This is a genomic window from Bacillus sp. ISL-7 (genome assembly GCF_018613065.1).
The window spans coordinates 1-22,390 of sequence record NZ_JAGGQW010000094.1; the positions used below are offsets into that span (position 1 = coordinate 1).

21 protein-coding genes and 3 pseudogenes are annotated in these 22,390 nt (G+C 37.5%); 16 read left to right on the top strand and 8 right to left on the bottom strand.

The features are described 5' to 3' along the window. The coding region (locus J7E66_RS29680) for an aldehyde dehydrogenase family protein (protein WP_215007128.1) at positions 1-393 on the top strand (393 nt) is incomplete at its 5' end. 608 nt (positions 394-1,001) lie between these two features. After that, positions 1,002-1,274 carry a sulfatase/phosphatase domain-containing protein gene (locus J7E66_RS33020; RefSeq protein WP_374103902.1) on the top strand — a complete coding sequence of 91 codons (273 nt, stop codon included), beginning with the start codon at positions 1,002-1,004 and terminating at the stop codon, positions 1,272-1,274. 283 nt (positions 1,275-1,557) lie between these two features. Here the strand turns inward: J7E66_RS33020 and J7E66_RS29690 are convergent, their stop codons facing one another. After that, a complete protein-coding gene (locus J7E66_RS29690; protein ID WP_308162632.1) occupies positions 1,558-1,839 on the bottom strand; it encodes a helix-turn-helix domain-containing protein in 282 nt (93 codons plus the stop codon). Next, positions 1,817-2,419 carry a TetR/AcrR family transcriptional regulator gene (locus J7E66_RS29695; protein WP_215007131.1) on the bottom strand — a complete coding sequence of 201 codons (603 nt, stop codon included), beginning with the start codon at positions 2,417-2,419 and terminating at the stop codon, positions 1,817-1,819. Before J7E66_RS29695 ends, J7E66_RS29690 begins: the two co-directional genes overlap by 23 nt. Positions 2,420-2,600: 181 nt before the next feature. Between J7E66_RS29695 and J7E66_RS29700 the strand changes: the two genes are divergently transcribed. From J7E66_RS29700 to J7E66_RS29715, 4 genes are all read left to right on the top strand, one after another. Next, entirely contained in the window at positions 2,601-3,041 is a 441-nt protein-coding gene (locus tag J7E66_RS29700) for a PaaI family thioesterase (protein WP_215007135.1), read from the top strand. Positions 3,042-3,565: 524 nt separating this feature from the next. Next, complete coding sequence (locus tag J7E66_RS29705; RefSeq protein ID WP_215007139.1) at positions 3,566-4,750, top strand: acetyl-CoA C-acetyltransferase; 1,185 nt, start codon at positions 3,566-3,568, stop codon at positions 4,748-4,750. A gap of 192 nt (positions 4,751-4,942) precedes the next feature. Next, positions 4,943-5,167 (top strand): YbfB/YjiJ family MFS transporter, encoded by a 225-nt coding sequence (locus tag J7E66_RS29710; protein WP_215007143.1) that lies wholly within the window; start codon positions 4,943-4,945, stop codon positions 5,165-5,167. Positions 5,168-5,232: 65 nt separating this feature from the next. Continuing rightward, entirely contained in the window at positions 5,233-5,610 is a 378-nt protein-coding gene (locus J7E66_RS29715) for a PaaI family thioesterase (RefSeq protein WP_308162633.1), read from the top strand. Positions 5,611-5,757: 147 nt separating this feature from the next. Here the strand turns inward: J7E66_RS29715 and J7E66_RS33025 are convergent. Continuing rightward, positions 5,758-5,897 (bottom strand): annotated as a pseudogene (locus J7E66_RS33025) (transposase); the annotation flags it as partial. A gap of 244 nt (positions 5,898-6,141) precedes the next feature. On the opposite strand from J7E66_RS33025, the pseudogene fabF reads away from it, so the two are divergent. Further along, positions 6,142-7,375 (top strand): annotated as a pseudogene (fabF, locus tag J7E66_RS29725) (beta-ketoacyl-ACP synthase II). Positions 7,376-7,770: 395 nt separating this feature from the next. Here the strand turns inward: fabF and J7E66_RS29730 are convergent. Further along, the gene (locus J7E66_RS29730) at positions 7,771-9,198 is read right to left on the bottom strand and encodes a YVTN family beta-propeller repeat protein (RefSeq protein ID WP_215007149.1); all 1,428 of its coding nucleotides are present in this window, start codon (positions 9,196-9,198) and stop codon (positions 7,771-7,773) included. A gap of 1,086 nt (positions 9,199-10,284) precedes the next feature. Here J7E66_RS29730 and J7E66_RS29735 point away from each other — a divergent pair. Then, positions 10,285-10,668, top strand: a complete 384-nt coding sequence (locus J7E66_RS29735) for a spore germination protein GerPE (RefSeq protein ID WP_215007152.1) — start codon at positions 10,285-10,287, stop codon at positions 10,666-10,668. Between the two features lie 897 nt (positions 10,669-11,565). Here J7E66_RS29735 and J7E66_RS29740 read toward each other — a convergent pair. From J7E66_RS29740 to J7E66_RS29750, 3 genes and pseudogenes are all read right to left on the bottom strand, one after another. Beyond that, the gene (locus tag J7E66_RS29740) at positions 11,566-12,174 is read right to left on the bottom strand and encodes a hypothetical protein (RefSeq protein WP_215007156.1); all 609 of its coding nucleotides are present in this window, start codon (positions 12,172-12,174) and stop codon (positions 11,566-11,568) included. Between the two features lie 56 nt (positions 12,175-12,230). Next, positions 12,231-12,644 (bottom strand): annotated as a pseudogene (locus J7E66_RS29745) (Tn3 family transposase); the annotation flags it as partial. A 164-nt stretch (positions 12,645-12,808) separates the two neighbouring features. Continuing rightward, a complete protein-coding gene (locus tag J7E66_RS29750) occupies positions 12,809-14,281 on the bottom strand; it encodes a flavin monoamine oxidase family protein (protein ID WP_215007159.1) in 1,473 nt (490 codons plus the stop codon). Between the two features lie 323 nt (positions 14,282-14,604). On the opposite strand from J7E66_RS29750, the gene J7E66_RS29755 reads away from it, so the two are divergent. The 3 genes from J7E66_RS29755 to sda all read left to right on the top strand — a co-directional run bounded on the left by J7E66_RS29755 (position 14,605) and on the right by sda (position 16,401). Beyond that, positions 14,605-15,063, top strand: coding sequence for a hypothetical protein (locus tag J7E66_RS29755; protein ID WP_215007162.1), 459 nt, complete (start codon positions 14,605-14,607; stop codon positions 15,061-15,063). Between the two features lie 305 nt (positions 15,064-15,368). Further along, positions 15,369-15,758 carry a DUF1259 domain-containing protein gene (locus tag J7E66_RS29760; RefSeq protein ID WP_215007165.1) on the top strand — a complete coding sequence of 130 codons (390 nt, stop codon included), beginning with the start codon at positions 15,369-15,371 and terminating at the stop codon, positions 15,756-15,758. A 499-nt stretch (positions 15,759-16,257) separates the two neighbouring features. Next, on the top strand, positions 16,258-16,401 hold the full coding sequence (gene sda / locus J7E66_RS33030; protein ID WP_215007201.1) for a sporulation histidine kinase inhibitor Sda: 144 nt from the start codon (positions 16,258-16,260) through the stop codon (positions 16,399-16,401). Positions 16,402-16,656: 255 nt separating this feature from the next. Here the strand turns inward: sda and J7E66_RS29770 are convergent, their stop codons facing one another. Next, the gene (locus J7E66_RS29770) at positions 16,657-17,112 is read right to left on the bottom strand and encodes a MerR family transcriptional regulator (RefSeq protein ID WP_215007168.1); all 456 of its coding nucleotides are present in this window, start codon (positions 17,110-17,112) and stop codon (positions 16,657-16,659) included. A 364-nt stretch (positions 17,113-17,476) separates the two neighbouring features. On the opposite strand from J7E66_RS29770, the gene J7E66_RS29775 reads away from it, so the two are divergent. The 5 genes from J7E66_RS29775 to J7E66_RS29795 all read left to right on the top strand — a co-directional run bounded on the left by J7E66_RS29775 (position 17,477) and on the right by J7E66_RS29795 (position 22,145). Further along, entirely contained in the window at positions 17,477-18,676 is a 1,200-nt protein-coding gene (locus tag J7E66_RS29775; protein ID WP_215007171.1) for an MFS transporter, read from the top strand. A gap of 364 nt (positions 18,677-19,040) precedes the next feature. Then, on the top strand, positions 19,041-19,901 hold the full coding sequence (locus J7E66_RS29780; RefSeq protein WP_215007174.1) for an aldo/keto reductase: 861 nt from the start codon (positions 19,041-19,043) through the stop codon (positions 19,899-19,901). A 129-nt stretch (positions 19,902-20,030) separates the two neighbouring features. Beyond that, complete coding sequence (locus tag J7E66_RS29785; RefSeq protein ID WP_215007177.1) at positions 20,031-20,327, top strand: Dabb family protein; 297 nt, start codon at positions 20,031-20,033, stop codon at positions 20,325-20,327. Between the two features lie 61 nt (positions 20,328-20,388). Next, positions 20,389-21,015, top strand: coding sequence for an NAD(P)-dependent oxidoreductase (locus tag J7E66_RS29790; protein ID WP_215007180.1), 627 nt, complete (start codon positions 20,389-20,391; stop codon positions 21,013-21,015). Between the two features lie 167 nt (positions 21,016-21,182). Beyond that, positions 21,183-22,145 (top strand): aldo/keto reductase, encoded by a 963-nt coding sequence (locus J7E66_RS29795; protein ID WP_215007183.1) that lies wholly within the window; start codon positions 21,183-21,185, stop codon positions 22,143-22,145. Positions 22,146-22,390: the final 245 nt, after the last annotated feature.

The window sequence follows — 22,390 nt, forward strand, 5'->3', positions numbered from 1 at the left end:
ACTCTTGTAACAGGAAATAAGCGTGAACGCAATTTAATTTACCCTACTCTTCTTGATCATGTGACAGAAGATATGGCCGTAGCTTGGGAGGAACCGTTCGGACCTGTGCTGCCAATAATCCGTGTATCCTCTGATGAAGAAGCGATCAAAATTGCGAATGAATCTGAATTTGGTTTACAGGCAAGTGTCTTTACCAAAGATATTAATAAAGCATTTGCGATTGCAAATAAAATTGAAACAGGCTCAGTTCAAATAAACGGACGTACCGAACGCGGCCCGGATCATTTCCCATTTATCGGTGTAAAAGGATCCGGAATGGGTGCGCAAGGTATCCGCAAGAGCATTGAATCGATGATGCGTGAAAAAGTAACTGTATTAAATCTTGCTGAGTAATCTCAAAAGAAATTTTATTCTCTCAAAAGAGGGGTCCCAATTAGTCCCCTCTTTGTTACATTTCCTTTTAAAGATACTGAAGCATTGACATAATTTCACTTAGGGTAACGAAGTTCTGAAGAAAAACAAGACACAGACAACCAAGGCCATCCAAATCATTTATAAAGGCAATTTTAACACAATTAATTTTAGTTAAGTTAGTCATGGACTTCTCATTACATTGTAGAACTAGCCACACCTTAGAAGTAGGATTCTCTTATTGTGTTTTTTTGTAGTTAGTTCGTAATTAGTATACCTAATTTAATACCCTACTACTTAAAAGGGTGGTACAAATTTTTATAAAAAAACAAAATATCAAATGTTATAATTGTTATAATTTTTTCTGCAATGTATTTAATACACTAGTCCAAGTAATACTGCAATAGGATATTTCTTATCGCAACATGGCTTGAATTATGATAAGCGGAAATTAAATGTGTACTACATCGAGGGAAAATGCCGAAGGTGGATGTTGAATTTGCAGGTACCCCTTATTGGAGCAAATCTACAGTCGAATCGTTTCGCGAACAGGAGAAGGTACGATTGATATGTACGAAGAGTCTATACGGATGCCTTTTCTCATCCGGTACCCGAGAGAGATTAAACCGGGTTCTGTGACAGAAGCGATGGCGCTGAACGTGGATTTTGCCGGAGTCAGGATTCCTAAAGACATGCAGGGCCGGAGCTTGCGGCTGTTATTCAACGGAACAACTCCCATGGGTTGGCGAACGTCTGTGTATTACCGGTATTGGATGCATCTTGATAAATACCATAACGTTTATTCCCATTATGGTATTCGAACGCATCGCTACAACCTAATCTATTATTACGCCCAGCATTAGGCACATCGGGGTCAAAAGAGAAACAAGACCTCCTGAATGGGAATTGTTTGACCTAAAAATGATCCCTATGAAATCAAAAATCTTTATAAAAACCCGGAATATTCAAACATTGTAACACTATTAAAAGCGGTATGAAGAGATTGCAGCAAGAATTACTCGATGAACCGGTTTATGAAACATAAATCCACAACTTAATTTGGAGTCAGCTTTACAATCTAGTATCCTTAATTATCTAGCCACTCGGCTAGTTTTTTTTATTTTGTGGGTGTGGTAATTGTACAAGCTACTCTAGGAATAGGGTTGAAACATCTATCTGGTGTCCAGTCATGCTAAACTCCTTTGGAGACATGGATGCTAATTTCTTAAACATACGAGAAAAATAGGATGTATCATAATATCCCAGGTAATCGGAGATAGCTACAACAGTCATATCGGTATTTAACAAAAGATTGCAAGCTTCCATCACCCGTAATTGATGGATGTATTTAATAGTAGATTGAATGCTTTTTCCTATTTGTATCTGATCCCACAAATGTTTGAGTTTAATTCCTTTTCCTAGTTTCAAATTTTGAAAGGTAGTCTTTTAAAAATCCAATCGATCGATTTATATAAATGGTGTCGTTATAAAGCTTTGTCATCATAAGAGATCCTTCAATTGTAGATATAAAAATTGTTGTGAATGTTTCCGAATCTATTGTAGAGATTATTTCACTGTTTTTTATCCCAGTTCGAATAATTCGAAGTATCATAGAATAAAGGTCATTCATTGCTTTTATAGTCGCATCACGTAAGGCTGGGTGCGCATCATCGGACTCGATTGCTGCATTAAGAATTGGGCAGCCGCCAGGAATTGGCTTGCCTTCTGCTAATAACAAAAAGACTTCAAGAAGTGCGTTCAATTTTTCGATGGAAGTATTTTTGCTCCTAATTGCTTCTTGGAAGGTTGTGGACATCGTTTCAATAGAAAATGAAAATGCATCCAAAGAAAGTTCTTGTTTGCTTTTAAAGTGATTATAAATCCCTCCTTTTTCCATACCAGCCTTTTCCATAATATCTGTAATGGAAGTTGCCAAGTATCCCTTGGTATTTAGAAGTCCAGAGGCCTTTTCAATAATCATCTGTTTTGTTCGTTCTCCTTTACGCATATTTAACCCTCATTTTCATTAGAATTTTCAAACCGAACGGTCTTGTTAATGTAAGTATAACCTTTTATATAATTTAAATCATCCCTTTTTAATTAGAATATTCAAATCATATTGACAACTATAACTTGGTTTAATGTATAATAAAAAAACAGACCGGTTTGAATTTTTTTAGGGGGTTTATATGAACGAGAGAATTTTAAATATGCAAAAAATAATTAATCGTGAGGTTCCGCCACCACCTATCGCTAAGTTAATTGGTGCAGAGTTGTTACAAATCGAGAAGGGTAAAGCAGTTTTTGATTTAGAGTGTAATACGGAGAAACATGCAAATCCTATGGGATCAATCCATGGAGGAATACTATGTGATATAGCCGATATGGCAATGGGCGTGGCCTTTTCAAGTTTGTTAGAAATGAATGAAACCTTTACGACAGTTGAACTTAAAATTAATTATTTGAAACCGATTTGGAATGAAAAAATTACAGCAAAAGGTGAGGTTATAAAGAAAGGAAAGACTATTGGGCTAATCAAGTGCGATGTTTTTGATGAAGGCGGTTCATTAGTTGCCCATGCTTTAAGTACGTGTATGATCCTTCGTGGTGAAAAATCAGTAGGAAGATAAAAAAGTACCTAATAAAAAATAGATTTTTGAAATTGTAAAACTATTTCAGGCTATTAAAATATTGCTTGATTCATATTCATAATTGAAGGGACGATCTTGTTAATACAGTTTGTCGCAAACTGGGAAATATGAATAGAGTTGTAACAAAAAAGTCTGAACTCAATTATGTTATGAATTACTTTTGAGAGCATTTTGTTACACCTGATTCAAGGTTTATTAAGGATAGTATTTTCAAATACAAAACGTAACATAAATGTTCGTTTTTGATACAAATCCTATCGATACCAACGCATTGGTAAATATTGTATCACTTTGACCTAGTTTTAAACGTATCTCGGCTGACCCCCTACAGCGGTTTCATTTCTTAAGATGGATCAAAAGAAGGGTGCTTATGCACCGGCTGATCAAGAGTATAAATGGCTAGTAATTTAATTTTTCTATTCACCCTATTTACATTCTACATAAAACGACATAAAACAATGAAAATAGACAATTATAAAAGTAGAAAAAAAGGAGTAAAGAATATGAGTCAAGAGATTGTAATTGTAAGTGCTGTTCGTACAGCAATTGGAAATTTTAATGGAAGTTTAAAAAATGTATCTGCAACTGAGCTGGGCGCAGTCACTATCAAAGGAGCACTTGAAAAAGCAGGAGTGAAACCGGAGCAGGTGGACGAAGTCATAATGGGTAACGTTCTTCAAGCAGGTATTGGTCAAAATCCAGCTCGTCAAGCACAGATAAAATCAGGTATTCCAGTGACGTCTTCGGCCCTTACAATTAATAAGGTTTGTGGTTCTGGTATGAAGGCCGTTCATCTTGCCATGCAGGCGATCCTTGCAAGAGATGCTGAAATCGTTGTAGCAGGCGGAATGGAAAGTATGAGTCAGGCACCATACTTATTGAAAAATGCCCGCGATGGCTTTAAAATGGGAGATCAAAAATTAATCGACAGCATGATCAGTGATGGTCTATGGTGTGCGTTTAATGATTACCATATGGGGATCACAGGTGAAAACGTTGCAGAGAAATATGAGCTGACCAGAGAGCAGCAGGATAAGTTTGCAGCATGGAGCCAGCAAAAAGCAGTTGAAGCGATCGAAACAGGAAAATTCAAAGATGAAATTGTTCCGGTTGTCATTCCACAGCGTAAAGGTGATCCGATCGTTTTTGATACAGACGAGTTTCCTAGAAAAGGAACCACTGCAGAAAAATTAGCGAAGCTGCGCCCTGCATTTAAAAAGGATGGAACTGTAACAGCAGGTAACGCTTCAGGGCTTAATGACGGAGCAGCAGCATTAGTTATTATGAACAAGCAAAAGGCAGATGAATTGGGCCTTACGCCATTAGTTACGATTAAAGCAACTGCAAATGCTGGGGTAGACCCAAGCATTATGGGAGTTGGTCCAGTACCAGCAGTGAAAAAGGCATTGGAAAAAGCAGCAATTTCAATCGAAGATATTGATTTAATCGAAGCGAATGAAGCATTTGCATCTCAAGTCCTTGCAGTAGGAAAAGAATTAGGCTTTAAAGATGAAATTTTAAATGTCAATGGCGGTGCTATTGCACTTGGACATCCGATTGGTGCCAGCGGAGCACGTATTCTTGTTAGCTTAATCCATGAAATGAAACGCAGAAATGCCAAAACTGGTTTAGCTACACTTTGCATTGGCGGCGGCCAAGCTGTTGCTACAATTGTTGAATTGGAGTAATATTCTCCTTTTTAAAATTAAATGTGCGTATTTATTGAAAACAGGCTGGATTTCCGGTCTGTTTTTTTCTATTTGTCCAACTGCACAAGAGTAAGTCCATAGGTCACTAAACGGGCGCTTTCGCTTTTCTATTATGAAAATGTTATAAGGGGTCCTAACGCATGCCTATCAAGCCAAGTTCTTGTCCAAGCGATGGCAGTAGAACGCTCTCTTCCTTATCAAGTACCAGCCGTTTTGGGCTTCATAACCATTTTCTTTGCAACTGGTCAATTAGTAGGACCCTTTCTTGCAGGATCAATTATTGAGCATTTAGGGGGAGTTCGAGAGGCATATGTCTTTGCCATATTTATATTTTTTACTGGCCTTATTCTCACTTGTTTTGTAAGTGAAAAAGAGAAAGTTGTATTGGAAACATAAAACACAAACAACGTAAAGGGGAATGGATTAAACTAAATGCGAACAAGGAAATTTCAGTCCCACCTGTGGCAAAGTTAATTGGGTTTGATTTAGTAGAAGTTAAGAATGGAAAGTCCGTATTCACATTAAAGACAAAGGAAACGCATTTTAATCCGATGGGAACCGTACATGGTGGTATTCTATGTGATTTGGCAGATGCAGCAATGGGAGTGGCTTACGCTACATTGTTAGATGAAAGAGAAACGTTTACAACGATCGAGTTGAAAATTAACTATTTGAAACCCGTATGGAAAACGACCTTAAAAGATAATGCCATTGTAGTGAAAAAGGGAAGTTCCATTGGCCTTATCGAATGCACTATTTTTGATGAGAATGAGGCATTGGTAGCGAAAGCCAGTTCAACTTGTATGACACTAAACGGAGAAAAGGCAATAAATAGATAGTTAAACTATCGTTAATTTTAATCACGAGGGTTTTGCTATTCAATGCAGAGTCGTAATAACTGGCTATGGTGCCGTATCCTAATTAGGTAAAAATGTGAAAATATTATGAAATAAAATTAAGTGGAAAAATCCGGCATTAAAAAAGGCTACTTTTACTACCATGCCGTAGCTGGAAGATGAGCAGGCGGCCATGCAAAATGGGCAATCGACTTTGCCCGTGGCGTGAGGACATCGGAACTTTAGATAATCGCCGTCAGCGCAAATCCCATCGAGCAGAAAGGCGTTCCGTACAACGACTAAGTCAAATGGAAATAGATTTTCTAACAGAACTGCTTAATGACGCCAAAAAGGAAGGGGGTATTCAAAATACTGACGATCTGGAGGCATTAGCAGTTTTTCTCATCACAAGCACCAAAAGCGGATTACAATATAAACGTGTATTAAGAGATGATTTCTTTTCTAAAATATTGGAACAACTTAAAGATCTTTTGAAGTAGTTATGTGAAAAAGAATAACAGGGGAGTGTTGTTGATGGCACGAAGAGTTGTAGTGACAGGATATGGAGTCGTTTCAACGTTAGGAAATACAGTTGAAGCGTTCTGGAAGAACATTAAAGAAGGTAACTCAGGCATCAAAAAAATTAAATCTGATGACTATAACAATATTAGCACCAAAATTGCAGGTTATATTACCGACTTTGACGCAGAGCAATTTATTGATAAAAAAGAAAAGGAGAAATATGACTTATTCGTACAGTATGCTGTTGCTGCTGCTCAACAAGCTTTGGAACAGGCGAATCTAGATTTACAAAATGTTAATAAGGAGCGATTAGGGGCTTATATTGGTTCCGGTATTGGAGGAATTAATACTACATTAGATAATCATAAAGCTTTGCTTGGAAGAGGACCAAGAAAAGTTTCTCCATTTATGGTTCCAATGATGATCAGTAATATGGCGTCAGGAATAATATCTATAAAAACGGGTTTTAAGGGGCCTAGCTTTTCACCCGTTTCTGCTTGTGCAACAGGGAATCAAGCTATTGGGGAGGCTTTTTTAAATATTCGACAAGGTTATTCTGATGGTATATTAGCTGGAGGGGCTGAAGCTCCTATTAATCCACTAGCTTTTGCTGGATTCTCAAGAATGAGAGCAATGTCTACTTTTAATGATTTTCCAGAAAAGGCAAGTCGCCCATTTGACAGAGGGCGTGATGGCTTTGTCATGTCTGAAGGAGCGGGTGTTTTATTCCTGGAAGAATATGAACATGCGAGAGAAAGAGGAGCGACAATTTTAGGAGAAATCGTAGGTTATGGTTCCACAACAGATGCCTATCATATTACTTCCCCTGATTACAATGGGGCCGCAAATGCAATGAAATTGGCTTTAGATATGGGAAAGATTCGATTGACTGATGTGGATTATATAAATGCACATGGTACATACCCCTGAAGGAGATAAATCGGAGACCAAAGCGATTAAAAGTGTTTTTGGTGCTCATGCTTATAACTTAAAGGTAAGTTCCACTAAATCGATGACTGGGCACCTTTTTGGAGCAGCAGGTGGGATTGAGGCTGTTATAACCCTTAAAAGTATCATGGAAGATATAGCTCCTCCAACAATTAATTATGATATACCGGATGAAGAGTGTGATTTAGATTATGTTCCAAACCATGCAGTTAACATGAAAATAAACTATGCTATTTCTAATGGTTTTGGTTTTGGAGGACATAATGCAGTATTGGCATTTAAGAAATTTTCGATATAGATAGGACTGAAGAAAAGGAATAATCAATAGGTTATATATTATTCTATTGATTAAATGCTCACGGACCCACGTCAAATTCAACTAAAGGTGCTTTAGTAAAATACCTGAGGTGCCATTTTTGTAGCTTTTTCACATTTTCCAATATTCAACAATCGGGCGCGATTGTTGAATAAAACTTAGATTTTTAAACGACTTTATTGTTATATTTTTGAGTGTAGTGAAGTATCTTACATCAAAAATTAAACAACTATGTTTTTAACCCCGACCGAAATTTAGAACGGGGTTATGCTTGTCTGAGCTTTTAAAATAAAATAACTTTATCCGTTAAAGGGCCAGATAGTGGAATAAAAAGAGTCCCTTTTTATAACAAGATGAGGGCATTCTTCTCACGAACATTACTTTTCAATTACAGCATTATGCTGGACAGTATCTTTATTTACCCACTTTACAGTTGTACCTGGTGTAATTTCAAGTGTTTCTGGTGTATAAGTATAATCTTTTATTTCGACTGTTTTTTCCTCCATCTTCTCACCATCTTTAACAATGACGGTCATTGTCATATATGGATGAGGCTCGCAGTGAATTGCATATTCTCCTGCTTCATTAAATGTATACGTATATTTTTCATCCGTTTTTAAAAGAGGGGAGCTTTCAAGAACCGTTTTTGATGCTTCTTGTTGTGAGTCATTTGACTCTTGTGTCTCGGATGAATTTCTTTCTGAATGATGAATTTCCTTCATTGATTCTTCAGTAAAATATGCTGTACCACGGTTTCCTACTGTCGCTGTGAAAAACGGAAAGGCGTCTGTTTCTAGCGTTTGGATTACTTCATTCGTTGTTGTATCAATGACAACAAGTTTATTTTCTTCCGTAACAGGTACATAGACTTCTTTATTGTCAGGTGTGATTGCAATACCATGCGGACCTTGTCCTACTTTAATGGATTTCATGACTTCTTTTGATGCTGTATCAATGACTGTAACGGTATCGTCTCCAATATTTGCAACATAAGCAAATTTACCATCGTTCGTTAAATCGATCACGTGATGCCCTTTGCCAACAGGGATCGTTTCAACCATTTCTCCTTTTTCCAAGTCAACAATTCCAATGGTATTCGATTTAGTTAACGTCACCCAAAGTGTTTTTCCGTCTGGTGTAATCGTTACATTATGCGGCAGGTCTTTTACGCCTTCAATTGTATTGAGTACAGATTGATTTTCTGTATTAATAACGGATATCGAATTTGAGGCTGTATTTGTAACATAAAATCTGCTGCTGTCTGGACTAGAAATGCCGTTGTGAGGGAATTTGCCTGTTTTAATGACTGTATTTTCTTCCATTTGTGCAACATCAATGACCGTTACAGTATTTTCACCTTCATTTATAACATAGGCCCATTTCCCATCTGTTGTAAAGTTTACACCTTTTGGTGTTTTACCAACTGGAATGGTTTTAACCACTTTATTCGATTTGGTGTCAATAATTGAAACTTCTTCTGATTTGCTGTTAACAACATACGTATAGTTTCCATCAGGGGTTACTTGAACATATGTAGGTTTTTCTCCCACGTTCACAGTACTGATAACGCTGTGTGTCGTAGGATCGACAACTTGGACTGTGTTTGCTTCTCGGTTGTTTACATAGATCAGTGGGGGTTGTTCATTTTCTGTATCAGTACTTTCTTCAGTTGTACCTGCGGTATTTTCCTTACTTTCACTTTCAGGTTGAGTGTTCTGTTCATTGCTACATGCACTTACGACTAATAGTAATAATGTAACAAGAAGCAGCATGACATAAGATGATTTTAGATAGTGTCGTATCATTAAAAGATACCTCCTTTTTATTCTTATAGTTTAGTAAACGAGCAAAAAGAGATATCGGTTTGCAAATGATATAAAAATGCTAACAGAATGTAAATGATCAATAAGCATCAACTGATTTCAACAACTTTTAATCTTCCACAATCTGGCCCTTATATATAGTATCAACTTAAAAAATGCTGAAGGAATGCACCTTTTATCGTTGTTTACATGTATTCAAAGGTAAGGGATTTAAGAACTTGAATTACCCTCTTTGGGTAGCAATTGATCCTGTGATTTAGCAGTCTCTTCATCAGGCAACTAGTCTGTCTTTCATCCCTACCGCGCTTTCGCTTACTAGCCTTGGAGTTTAGTCTGGAAGGTCGTATCTTTCCCCTGTTAGACATATCTATTTCCATATCTTTGAATACGTTGAATACTATAAAAAATACCTCTATATAATGTGTTAGCTAAGATAGAAATTCGGTCATTTTTGTATCATTACTTACGTTGAATACGGTAGAAACTAATACTATATATAAGGGCGCGATTGTTGAAGTACGCACAAAATGATCAAACTTTTTTATAAAAACTGTATACTAAATTACAAAGGAAGAATCCATTTTGATCAAACTTTTTCAAAATGGATTCTTTTTACTTGCTATAAATGTAATTTTGTGGGCTCTCTTTTATCAAACTTTATTTCAAAGCTACAACTGCTTTATTAACAGAGATGGCAATTATTCTTCAAAGGAACAATGATAAGCAAGTCTGAATTAAGAACGTTGATATTGATGAATTATTGAGTAAATATACAATTACACGATCTCTAAGCAATAAAGGGAACCCAGCACTTCACTTTATTTGGGCGATTTAATCACATTATTTTTTTCACTAAATACGATATAAAAGAAAATTTAAAAAAGGGTGGTGCTAAATGCCAGCGATAGTTGGGATTACCCAAATTATTACATTAGGTAATAGTTCTATTTTCCATTAGTGATGGTTGGCGATACTCAAACAATCCAGCTTGCCTCTACCTTTGATCCACCTGCAGAATCCTTAATCATCGGCCTATTTTATACCATTAAAGGAAGGAGTTTCCTAAACATGCTTAAACGTTCATCTTATGTCGATTCTATTAATCTAAAATTAGCCGTCTATTCTTCGATTGTCCAACTTGGTGATTCCTGTATCATTAATAGTCTCTCACGTGCCTTAGCTGTGCAACGGGAAGCGGAAATCTTCTTTGGAAATGAAGGTAGCTTCGCAGCCTATCCTAAATTTTCTGAGCCTATTCCATTTGTGCCTATTACGGAAGATATTTCAGTTAGATATCATCATCTCAATCCAGTTATTAAAGTAAAAAATATAAATATTTTAGCTATTTCTTCAGCAACGGTATTGCACGTTGGCAACAGCCAAAACATTTCCATGGAAGCTAGGGTTAAAAATATCCGGCAGCTACTTCCAATGGAGGAAGAACGCTTATAAAAGGAAGCGTATAAGCTACCTTAAGGCCGACTACCAAACTAATTTATTTTAGAAAAGGATGTTTGACATGCCAGCAACTCCTCCTGCAATGTTTATAATTTGACCCGGAGTCCAATTCGGGGATGCAGCATGGTTTCGCAGAAGACTAGCAAGACATACTCTGGTTCCGGGGGATTTATCGTAGACTGACACGATATCTTGAGATGAATAACATCTTCTTCAATCAGGAATTTGAGGATTTTCTTATCGGACTTTGGTTATTTTAGTTTAAGGAATGGATTCGTGATACATAGCCTTCTTCAAACGCATATCGAAAAATTGATCTTATAAAGCGAATACGATGACCCAAACTGCTGGGCTTCAGACGTTCTGACTGTCTAGCCACCGGTTACCTTGCTGTTGACTCTTTACTCAGAATGTAACATATTTTCATAATTTAAGGATATCACGCCATTTTCCAAAAAATCCATTATTTTAGGTAAAATGAATGTAAGCCTAGTCACAGGGTTGCTGCTGTAGTCCGTCAGATCATTTACATAAAATGTATATTCTACTTTACATTTACCTTATTTACTCATCACATGTAGTACCAAAAACGGTGTCTGGTAGTGAAAATGGTACTTTGTTTTCGGTAATGGGTTTTGGTACCGTAAATCATCATAAATAGATGGCTTTCATATTAAATGAATAAGAGTCCCATAAACGGTCGTTTATGGGGCTGATTTTATTGAACGCCAGAAAAGCTGAAGAAAGCTCTTTTATTTTTGTTCCGCAATCGGGCCATTTTCTTGAATAAGACTTTTTAAAAAAACTGGATGGTTGTTAATGTGAATATTGTGAAGAATTGAATTTAAAACTAAAAAGCCGTTTTATAAAGCGCACTGACTATTTTAATTATTATTTCTTTGAATCTGTTTTGTATATAAGTTTTGATAATGAATTTTCCGCGCTTATATTTCCCTTTTGTGCTTCTTTTTTCAGAAGTAAGATCATAATTCCACGAGGGACAATAATAACAGATAAAAAAGAACAAAGGTCAATTATTTTTGCATAAGGCTTTAGGTAAACAAAAATTCCCATCTTGGATAGTAAGAAGCCATAATATCCAAATATAAATAAACCTGAAAACAGTATGCTCCAACGCAAAAAACTATTCCAAGGAGACTTGTACTGGTATAAAATCATAGCAATTAATGGTGCAACCGTTAAGCTACTTCCGAAAAAATTCGGATAAACAGGAGATATAGCAATTTTTACTGCCCAAAAACCAAAAAACATTCCAATTGAATCGTAAACTACATATACCACTGCCACCAAAGAACCATATAACAAAATCTCCACTATTCGTTTTTTGTCTACAAGATAAAAAAATAATAAATAACAAACAATCACTACAAACAGCGTAAAAAACCATTCAAATGTAAGGAACTCTTGTTTAAGCCATTTGGTTAAGATTAGATTATTCAATGCATCAGATTTTTGCATTATTTCTTCGTTAATACTCATTACAGTTCCCCTTTTTAAAAAATAGATAGTTATAACATTTGTAAATAATTTAAAATTCATTCTATAAATTCAGAGCAAAGTCGAAAGGTTCCATAAGGATTTACATGGTAATAGAATAAAGGCGTTAATCCCCTAAAGTCTTCAGGAGTCATTTTCTTTAGCCAATACCGGTTGTTATGATAAAGAATCTCTTGAACCATTAAAGTATTGATGTAAACTAGGCAGTTTTGAAGTAATTGAAGTGATAATGTAGACACCTCTTGATCATCTAGAGAATTGAAACGAATTTCACTGTTTTTTCCATAAAAAATATAGCTGTTAACGGAATTCCATTGTTCAACAGTATTTAATCCTTCATGAATTTCTCTACGCACTTCCTCAAAATGTAAATAATCACATAAGAAAATGGTTTTGATTGCTTTTCCTAATTCACATAAAGCTAAATAAGTTGGATGCTTCGTATCTCTCCTCCGGTCCGGTACCGTTGACAGACGCCATGCGGGGCTTTCCTTCCTTTTTAACAAAATTAAGTAATTCAAGTTTCGCTTCCCATATGGAAAGACCTCCAATTGCCAGTTGAGAGACTAACAATTGGAGGGCAGTTGTTTTTTACTGAGCGACACATGGACCACAATTAAGATTCAAAGTAAGTTTTTGGCAAGTCATTCACTTCATATGCAGCATGTATTCCGGATTCGATTGCTCCTTGGATCCAACCGTGAGTAGTTGAGGCATGTTCGCCTGCAAAATGTACTCTTCCTTCGGGTGTGGAAATATAAGGGGTTAACTCTTTTACCTGTTCGGGTTTAAACATCGTAAATGCTCCAGCAGAATACGGATATCGAATCCAACTGTGGCTCGTTCCTCCTTGAAAATCACTATAGACCTGTTTACCGTGGATCTCTGCTAAATTTTTTAAAACAAATTCCAAGCGATTATCCTGATTCAAACTATCCCATGGTATCGCATCATCTTCCCATGTATAACTGCCTAAAATGACACCTGTTCCTTGTGTACCGAGGTCGTGGCTGGGGTACTGAACATATTTAATCGGGAGGTCAGTAACAGTTTGCCCGCCATACAAACCTTGTTTCTCCCAGAACCTGTTTTTAAACTGGATCCCTGTCTTCGTAGACCCTGCATATTTTAGTTCCCGAATAGCCTTCCATTTATTTTCGGAAAATGAATCACGAGGCTCAATTTCTACAAATTGCAGTACTGAAAAAGGAATTGTCACAATCGCAAGATCTCCAGTAATTTGAAAAGGTTCTAAGATTCGATGGACAGAATGAACGGTTACTTGATTATCGTGCTGTACAATTCTTTTTACATTTTGTCCGTAATAAATATTATCTTTCAATTGATTGGTAAATGCTTTAGGAAGCAGGTCGTTACCACCTGTTATTTCATAAAAAATATCAGGGATTAACTCTTCACGTAATTGTTCCAAAAATGAAAGCTCAATAATTCCTTCCAGTGTAAGAATGACTTTAATCATTTCGATGGCTCCCGGAGATAATGTGACTCCGAATGGATTGTATCTCAAATAAGTATCCACCGAGTATTTATCCAATTCCCGAATGACCCAAGGCCAATTTCTTCTGGGGTTCTGGTTAATAAAATCGATAACCGGTTTTATCGCTGATTGAATCAACTCCTTAGCTGTTTTACCTTTTTCATGCGGGAGAACGGGAAAGTGTAATATTTGAGGGTTCTGTTCGTACACCTTTAATCGTGTTTTAACCCCTTTTACATAGATAAAATCGGCAGGAGTCGAATTGATAAACTTATTAACAGGGAGTTGGAATTTTTTTATATATTCCAAAGTCAATAAATGCGTATTGGGAATACGCATCGCACCAGCTTCAAGATACTGCTCATCCCTAAAATCCCCCCTTAATGTATATATCCGTCCTCCCATCCTATCAGCTGCTTCAATGACCGTTACATTGTGGCCGGCCTGCTTAAGCAGAGAGGCTGAGACCAGTCCTGCCATACCTGCACCAATAATAATGATCTTTTTGGGTATTTTGGTTTTTTCTAGTCCATTTCGTATGATTGACATCATATGATCCGAGGATAACTTGGGAAATACGTAATTTAACATGCTTTTCCTCCTCAAAATGGGATAGACCAGGAATTGAAATTTGGTCTACTGCCATTTTATTCAGCAAGAAAAGCGAATTAGGATAAATATTAAAATAATTATTCCACTAGCTCAGAATCTTTTCATAGGTTACATTCATTTTTTCTTCTGAATCCATAAAAAAGGCGGCTTTCGGCCGCCTTTTTTTGTTTGCAATTTTAATAGGAAGGTCCATATGGATTAAGACATATTTTAAATAAAGATGCCCTTGGGAAGCTTTTTGTACAAGCTTTTCATACTTTCCTAAATATCATATATTAAAAGTTTTAAAGGTGGTGATAAATATGTCAGAACGACATTGGAACAGTTCCTCACAGGCCTATGGTTATGTGACACTCACAGGTTCAGAACCCATCCAGGTTAAACCTGGTGAAAATATAAGGTTTAATCAACATGGTTCCTTGGAAAATATAAGATTTTCCCAATCAAGCGGCGCATTAACGGTATTAGAATCAGGAGACTATAAAATAGAATATACTTTACTGATTGGCGGTCCTGCCTCAACATCGGTATATGGAATTTTCGTGGAACATTCCTTGGTTGATAAAAATCTTACTAACTATGGCATCACAAGGCAAGTTGATAATGCAATTCTAATGATGGTTGGACAAGCAATTTTCCATATTCACAAAAATTCCAAAATACGTCTTAAAAATATTGGCCCAACGACCGATACCCTATTACCTGTTTTGAATGGAACAAGAATAAATGCTGCATCATTATCGATTGTGAAACTTAGTTGATACCGTCAAATATCAGCTTATTATGAAGGGAGGGGGGATATAAACTTACTCTCCCCCTTATTGGCGCTTTCTTTTTATAAGCTATAATAGTCTTTTTTTAATCAAATAACTCATCAATTCAGTAATACCAATGGATTCAATTAATGTAACTTTTCACACATTATGTTACTTTCGGTTTTTACTTGGAGCACAAAAGAGTCAGCACATTTTTCAATATATTCAACAATGTTTAAGATTCTTGTCATACTCATTTATTGCTTATTCCATAAGATGCATTAAGCTCAATAGAAGGAGTGAAGAAAAAAATGACGAACAATGAAGAAGCACTTTGTCGTGAGTTTGCAAAAATTATAGGCGGTCAGTCGGGATTTGCGGGTGGAAAATGTGTTGCTACAATAGCCCGAGATCAAATAAGGGCAACCATTTTAGGGGAGAGGTTTGGGGTGACTTCTTCTTTCTCATTCGAATCATTAAATCCCTTCAGTGGCACAGCATTATGTTTAGGCAGAGTAGCACTCTTACAAGGAGAAGTCGAGCCGTTTATTACAGCCATTCGTGAACAGGGAATAATAGTTTCGTCTATCCACCATGAATGGTTGTTCGATGATCCCCATTTGATTTATGTCAATATCGAATCTGTTGAAGAACCATTGATTTTTGCAAAAAAGGTCAGGAGAGCGTTAAAAGCTATTTGAACAAAATCATGTATTTAGTAACAAATAACAGGGAGGTTGCATATTGTGCGGCTTCTTTTTGTATGTAATATGATGGAAAACCTATCAATATCTTGATGGAAGCCACTGATATTACTGAATTTGTTAGTCGTTCTTGGGGTTAATGAGGAAAAAAAAGGAGGCGCTCACACTGGCCCCCGCGAAGTAGATTTGTAAGGAACCTATTCACGGTAATTGGAGTACCAAAACTCATTCTCTAAAACAAAGTAACATTTTTACAACCAAGCACCGTTTTTAGTACTGAATATAGGGAGCAGACAAGGTAGATCCAGATCAGGATAGGAATTTTATGTAAATAATCTGACGGACTACAACAGCAACCCTGTACCCTGTGGTTGGGCCAATAAGGTATTTTAAGAGACAAGCTTACAAAAAGGAGCTACCATAAAGCTTCTTTTTTCTTTGCTTTAGATTTTGATTCAAAATCTAAAATCATCTTTTTCTTTAACTAAACTACCATCTGAAATTCACCCAATGTAACAAAACGTATAAAAAAGCTGTAGAACAAAAATATGATAAAGAGTGGATTGAAATAATATTTAGTGAAATCAAAAGAAGAAATTTTAGAATTGATAAACCAAGACACCTAAAACTAATTAAGTAAATTATTCAATATTTTTAGGGTTTGGTAAAATAAACCTCTTAAAGAATCAATATTGTCCAATGTAACAAAACATCCATTATGTTACATTGGATTTTGTGAAATGTTTCACTTAAACTAACGTGGCAGGTTAGTTTAAGTATATTTCTTCACAAAGTAAAAAAAAGACGATCTTCCAATAAGGACTATCGACTTTTCTTATGTGAGAAAGAACAATTTCATAACAGCATAAAAGTGAACCATTACAATTAGCAATAATTAATAAGCAATTGGCATTTTATCTTTTGCCAATGAGCAGGATGAATTGACATCTTTATCATTTTGCCAATGGGCAGGATTGGTATCATCCGGGATCACTTGATTTATAATGTCACGGTAATGTTTTTCTTTATTAGTAATATATTCTGCCATTGATTTTATTTCTTCTAATTGAGCTAGAACAATTTCTTTTTGCTTAAATATCATTTCATAACGTTCCTGAATGGTAGAACCGCCTTCCAAACACAAGTCTACATATTTTTTGATGTCTTCCACTGACATACCACATTTTTTTAAATATTTTGAGCCTCTAAGCCATTGTATGGAGTCGTCATTAAAAATACGATTATTATTTTTATCACGCTGTAAACTTGGAACCAATCCCTTATCAGTATAGAAGCGAACGGTGTGTTCAGTTAGGTCAAGTAGTTTGGCAACTTCTTTTACAGTATACATGTAGCCCTCCTCATTTTTCAGTTTGTATTTTTTTATATAAAATTATTGACCTCGTGTTACTCGAAGGTGATAAAGTGATAATACTTTAAGTTCTTAAGATTGTAAACCCCAAAGGTAGAACATGAAAAAATTAAATTATAACTATTGACTTCGTGTTACTCGAAGGTTGTATGCTTATCATTGGTTTAAGGCTGGTATTTTAAAACCCTATGATAAGTCATGTAAAGTAAGAGCCATTAAATAGGGGAAGCAGCGCTTAAAGAACTATAAAAGAAAGTGAAAGGAACAATTGCGATAGTATTCGATGAAGCTGTCACAACTTCATTGTAAAAATTCAGCAGTTAGACTAGAAGGAGGTTCTACCATGTCAAAAAAATCTACCAAGTCCGACCATCGGATGTCACCGGCTAAAACAATCATTTTCGCTATCGCTGCAGGGCTGGCTGTCGGCAATCTCTACTTATCCCAGCCACTGTTCGAGATCATCGCCACGTCCCTCGGCGTCTCTTCATCGAGCGCCGCGATGCTGGTGACCGTCACCCAGTTCGGATACGCACTAGGGATCTTCCTCCTCGTGCCGCTGGGCGATGTTCTCAACCGACGCCGACTCATTCCACTGATTCTGAGTCTGTCAGCAGTGATGCTCATCGGCTCCGCCTTTGCACCGACGTTCTCTGTGCTCCTCGCGGCACTCGGCGGGGTAGGATTGACCACCGTCGCTGCGCAACTTCTGACTCCGCTGGCTAGTGAGCTCGCTGAGCCTGAGCGACGCGGAAGAGTGGTCGGCACGGTCGCATCGGGCGCCCTAATTGGCATCCTGCTCTCGCGCACCATTAGTGGCTTAGTCTCTGACCTTCTCGGCTGGAGGGCGATTTATGGGATTGCGTCCGTCGCCACACTCATTCTTGCCGCAATACTGTACAAGATTATCCCGCGCCTTGAACCACGCGAACCTATCGCCTACCCGCATCTTCTAGCATCGGTGTTCACAACCGTGGCGAGTCATCGGGCTGTGCCCCCGACGCTGTTAATCTCTGCAGCGAACTTCGCCGTGTTCTCACTGTTCTGGACATCATTGACCTACCTGCTGACGGCACCGCCGTTCTCCTATTCGGCAGGGCAGATCGGGCTCTTGGGACTTGCGGGCTTGGCAGGTGCTCTCGCCGCGCGGCGCGCAGGCGCACTGCACGACCGTGGCTGGTCCGTGCCCGCAGCAGGAGGCGCCCTTGTGCTGCTCGCGCTGTCACTGGTTGCCGGCTGGGCAGCGAGAAGTTCAATCATCGGGTTGATCGTCGTTGTCATCGTCTTGGACATCGCCACGCAAACCAACCTTGTTCTGGGGCAGACCCGGCTCTTCGCTCTGCCTGGTTCTGCACGCAGCCGACTTAACACGTCCATCGTCGTGAGTAACTTCCTTGGAGGTGCGTTCGGATCGGTTATCGCAGGTCCCCTCTGGTCGTTCGGCGGCTGGACCGCGATTATGATCGCTGCCCTGGTCATTAACCTCACCGGGCTCATCGTCTGGGGCTTAACTCGCCGTACCCGCCTGCCGGACGTAACCTAATCGCAGGTCGGCACGAGAGTGATTGAACCGACGATAGAGAAGATACTGGCTTGAGGGATCGGAAGCGGATATTATAGGAATCCAAAACGGTTCAAGGAGATAGGAAAAAACTTAACGATTCAATAAAGACGTTTCGTTTGTGGCGATGATGCCAATAACGAAACCATCCGTTCAAAAGCTATTTTAGTAAATAAAAGGAAGATTAGAGGTATTAAAAAGTTACGTTAAAACTGTTGACTTCGTGTTGCACGAAGGTTGTATGTTTATAATAGTCATAGGCTGAAATTAATTCCCTATGATAAGTCATGTATAGAAGCAAGCATTTATTACGAAGAAAATATCTTTATAAAAGGAGTGATGGAAAATGGAATATGTAACATTAAGTAATGGTGTAGAAATGCCGATTTTGGGATATGGTACTTATCTAGTTAGTCCGGAAGAATGTGAAAACCTTGTACTAGAGGCTATTGCTACTGGTTATCGTTCCATTGACACGGCGCAAGCATATTACAATGAAGAAGGCGTAGGAAATGCCATTTCGAAGTGTGGCGTCCTACGTGAAGAGTTGTTTCTAACTACAAAAGTCTGGGTTTCAGAAGCAGGATATGAGAAAGCTAAAGCTTCCATTGATGAATCTTTACGTAAATTACAAACTGATTATGTTGATTTATTACTTATTCATCAACCTTATGGTGATTATTACGGAACATGGCGAGCGATGGAAGAAGCCTATAAAGAAGGGAAAGTTCGTGCGATTGGTTTAAGTAATTTTGCCGCAGATCGATTTATCGACCTTGTTACCTTTAGTGAGGTAACACCTGTAATGAATCAATTAGAAACACATCTTTTTCAACAACAAAAATTTAATCGCCGATATCTTGAAAAATACGGTGCTCTATTAGAAGCGTGGTCTCCACTGGCAAGAGGAGAAAAGAATATGTTCTCTAATCCGTATCTATTAGAAGTAGGCAAAAAATATAGTAAGAGTGCTAGTCAAGTGGCGTTACGCTTCTTAGTTCAAAGCGGAATTGTCACTTTAGTGAAGTCATCCACTCCAGAACATATGAAAGAAAATATTGATATCTTTGATTTTGTTCTTTCAGAAGAAGAAATGACGACAATGGAGGATATGGATGAAGGTGTAAACTTCTTCATGGAGCATGATAATCCAGAGCATATGTATAATTTCTTTGGTAACTATGGATTTATTTCCACTGATAAATAGGAAGCTAGTTTTGTAACTGATATGTGTTGATGGTAGTTTCGGAGCTTAAGCTAAACTCGAAGTAAATTGTTGAAAAAAGAGAGACTGTAGGAATATGAAAAATTGATTAGTAGAGAAAGAAGGTATTTAATGATTCGACACATTTTTATAGCCCCTATAAAAGAGGGAATTTCAGAAGAAAAGGTAAATGAGAAAATTGCTACAATGAAGGAAATCAAGAATCAAGTGCCAGACATTATACAATTGACCGTAGGGAAAAATATTGGTTGGCTTGGAATGGCTAATGCAGTATCTATGGTTATTGATGTAAAGGATAAAGCTGACTTTGATGCCTTTTTAAGTCATCCTTATCATGTGCATATAGGTGAAACCGCAGACGACGTGTTTGATATATCAGGGTTTGTCATTTCACAAATTGAATATTAAAGAAATGTTATTTTTTTATGGTGATTTTATTTCAAAATATATTAAAAGGAATGATGAGAAAATGAAAATTGCAGTTATTGGGGCACATGGTAAAGCAGGAAATTTAATTGCACAAGAAGCAATTAAACGAGGTCATGATGTTACAGCGATTGTTCGAAAAAAACATAATGATGATTTCGAGAATGTAATCGAAAAAGATTTAATGGATTTGAATAAAGAAGATTTATCAGGTTTTGATGCAGTTGCTAATGCAGTTAGTGCATGGACAGAAGATTCCTTTTTTATCCATACAGACGGTATTTCCCACTTGGCTCATCTGTTAGAGGGAACTGATACCAAACTATTGATGGTTGGTGGAGCAGGAACCTTATATATTAATAAGGAGCACTCCTTACAACTCATGGATAAACCAGATTTTCCCGAAGAAATAAAACCTTTGGGAAAAGCATTACGTGCTAATCTTGAAAGATTACGTTCATTCTCAAATATTAGATGGACGTATGTTTCACCCGCATACGAACTTGATTTTGATGGTCCAGAAACTGGAAATTACATCATTGGCGGAGAAGAGTTTTTTACCAACGATGAAGGTAAAAGCTATATCAGCTATTCAGATTATGCAAAAGCTTTTGTAGACATTATTGAAAATGACTATGTACGTCGGCGTGTTAGTGTTATTGGAGCATAAATCACAAAATTAAGGAAAAAGTCGATCTCCATTAAGGATCATCGACTTTTCTTCTGTAATACAGGACAAATTCATAACAGGATGCTGTAGCTTATGCAATCAGCACACCTGAAACTCATTGCTATAAGCGAAATTTTGATTATAAATGTTGAAAGCGGTGAATCGCAATGAAATTATTTGAATTGCAAAACGAGAAGATTCCTCCAATTGCTCTTGGCACATGGTCATGGGGCACCGGCGAAGCAGGAGGGGATGCTGTTTTCGGGAATTATCTTATAGCAGAGGACTTAAAGCCAGTATTTGATGCTGCTATGGTTGCAGGATTCAATTTATGGGATACAGCGGCTGTATATGGGATGAACGCTTCAGAGAACATTTTGGGAAGCTTCATTAAAGGCAAGGAGGATGTGCTGATTTCAACAAAATTCACCCCACAAATAGCGAGCGATAATGACAACGCTGTTGAGGAACTTTTGGACGGAAGTCTGAACCGGCTCGGCGTGGACCATGCTGATATTTATTGGATACACAACCCGGCAGATGTGCAAAGATGGACACCAAAACTTATCCCTTTAATGAAAGGCGGAAAAGTAAAACATGTAGGTGTTTCCAATCATAATCTCGACGAAATTAAATTAGCAGCCAGCATCTTGGCGGAAGAAGGACTGAAAATTTCAGCTGTCCAAAACCATTACAGCTTGCTTTACCGTTCATCGGAAGAAGCCGGAATTTTTGATTACTGCAATGAAAATAATATTGTGTTCTTTTCGTATATGGTATTGGAACAAGGTGCATTAACTGATAAATACAATACTAAAAATCCTATGCCAAGTGGAACCAGAAGAGGTGAGGCATTTAATCCAGACGTGCTTACCAAGATCGAAAGCTTAATCCGAGTAATGAGAGAAATCGGCAGTAAACACAATGCATCAACCGCACAAATTGCAACGGCTTGGTCCATTGCGAAAGGGACAGTACCGATTATTGGTGTTACGAAAATCTCCCATATTGAGGATGCTATAAAAGCAGCCGAGGTCAATTTGACAGCACAAGAAATCCTTGAACTTGAAAAGGCAGCAAAAGAAACCGGCGTTGAGGTCAGAGGCGATTGGGAAAAGCCAATGCATTAACATAAAAATGAGTGCACTCTGTTATTAGCATTATGTTGACAAATGAATAATAGTTTTAGTGTACTCCTGTCAAGTAGTCCTTAATAAAAAAGCCAATAATACAACCGAGTCCTTTATAGGTTGGGCTCAGGTTGTTTGTTGGCTGTATTAATAAATGGATGATGTTTGTCTTTAAGTCAATTTTTACTCGCAAAAAGAGTGCTTACAAAATGGGCTTTATTAAAAATTATTTTTTTTAAAAATCA

What these genes read in the sequence shown, in the direction of transcription:
- J7E66_RS33020 (WP_374103902.1), top strand. Translation starts at nt 1,002, where the DNA reads ATGCCTTTTCTCATCCGGTACCCGAGAGAGATTAAACCGGGTTCTGTG.
- J7E66_RS29695 (WP_215007131.1), bottom strand. Translation starts at nt 2,419, where the DNA reads ATGCGTAAAGGAGAACGAACAAAACAGATGATTATTGAAAAGGCCTCT.
- J7E66_RS29700 (WP_215007135.1), top strand. Translation starts at nt 2,601, where the DNA reads ATGAACGAGAGAATTTTAAATATGCAAAAAATAATTAATCGTGAGGTT.
- J7E66_RS29705 (WP_215007139.1), top strand. Translation starts at nt 3,566, where the DNA reads ATGAGTCAAGAGATTGTAATTGTAAGTGCTGTTCGTACAGCAATTGGA.
- J7E66_RS29710 (WP_215007143.1), top strand. Translation starts at nt 4,943, where the DNA reads ATGGCAGTAGAACGCTCTCTTCCTTATCAAGTACCAGCCGTTTTGGGC.
- J7E66_RS29730 (WP_215007149.1), bottom strand. Translation starts at nt 9,198, where the DNA reads ATGATACGACACTATCTAAAATCATCTTATGTCATGCTGCTTCTTGTT.
- J7E66_RS29735 (WP_215007152.1), top strand. Translation starts at nt 10,285, where the DNA reads ATGCTTAAACGTTCATCTTATGTCGATTCTATTAATCTAAAATTAGCC.
- J7E66_RS29740 (WP_215007156.1), bottom strand. Translation starts at nt 12,174, where the DNA reads ATGAGTATTAACGAAGAAATAATGCAAAAATCTGATGCATTGAATAAT.
- J7E66_RS29750 (WP_215007159.1), bottom strand. Translation starts at nt 14,281, where the DNA reads ATGTTAAATTACGTATTTCCCAAGTTATCCTCGGATCATATGATGTCA.
- J7E66_RS29755 (WP_215007162.1), top strand. Translation starts at nt 14,605, where the DNA reads ATGTCAGAACGACATTGGAACAGTTCCTCACAGGCCTATGGTTATGTG.
- J7E66_RS29760 (WP_215007165.1), top strand. Translation starts at nt 15,369, where the DNA reads ATGACGAACAATGAAGAAGCACTTTGTCGTGAGTTTGCAAAAATTATA.
- J7E66_RS29770 (WP_215007168.1), bottom strand. Translation starts at nt 17,112, where the DNA reads ATGTATACTGTAAAAGAAGTTGCCAAACTACTTGACCTAACTGAACAC.
- J7E66_RS29775 (WP_215007171.1), top strand. Translation starts at nt 17,477, where the DNA reads ATGTCAAAAAAATCTACCAAGTCCGACCATCGGATGTCACCGGCTAAA.
- J7E66_RS29780 (WP_215007174.1), top strand. Translation starts at nt 19,041, where the DNA reads ATGGAATATGTAACATTAAGTAATGGTGTAGAAATGCCGATTTTGGGA.
- J7E66_RS29785 (WP_215007177.1), top strand. Translation starts at nt 20,031, where the DNA reads ATGATTCGACACATTTTTATAGCCCCTATAAAAGAGGGAATTTCAGAA.
- J7E66_RS29790 (WP_215007180.1), top strand. Translation starts at nt 20,389, where the DNA reads ATGAAAATTGCAGTTATTGGGGCACATGGTAAAGCAGGAAATTTAATT.
- J7E66_RS29795 (WP_215007183.1), top strand. Translation starts at nt 21,183, where the DNA reads ATGAAATTATTTGAATTGCAAAACGAGAAGATTCCTCCAATTGCTCTT.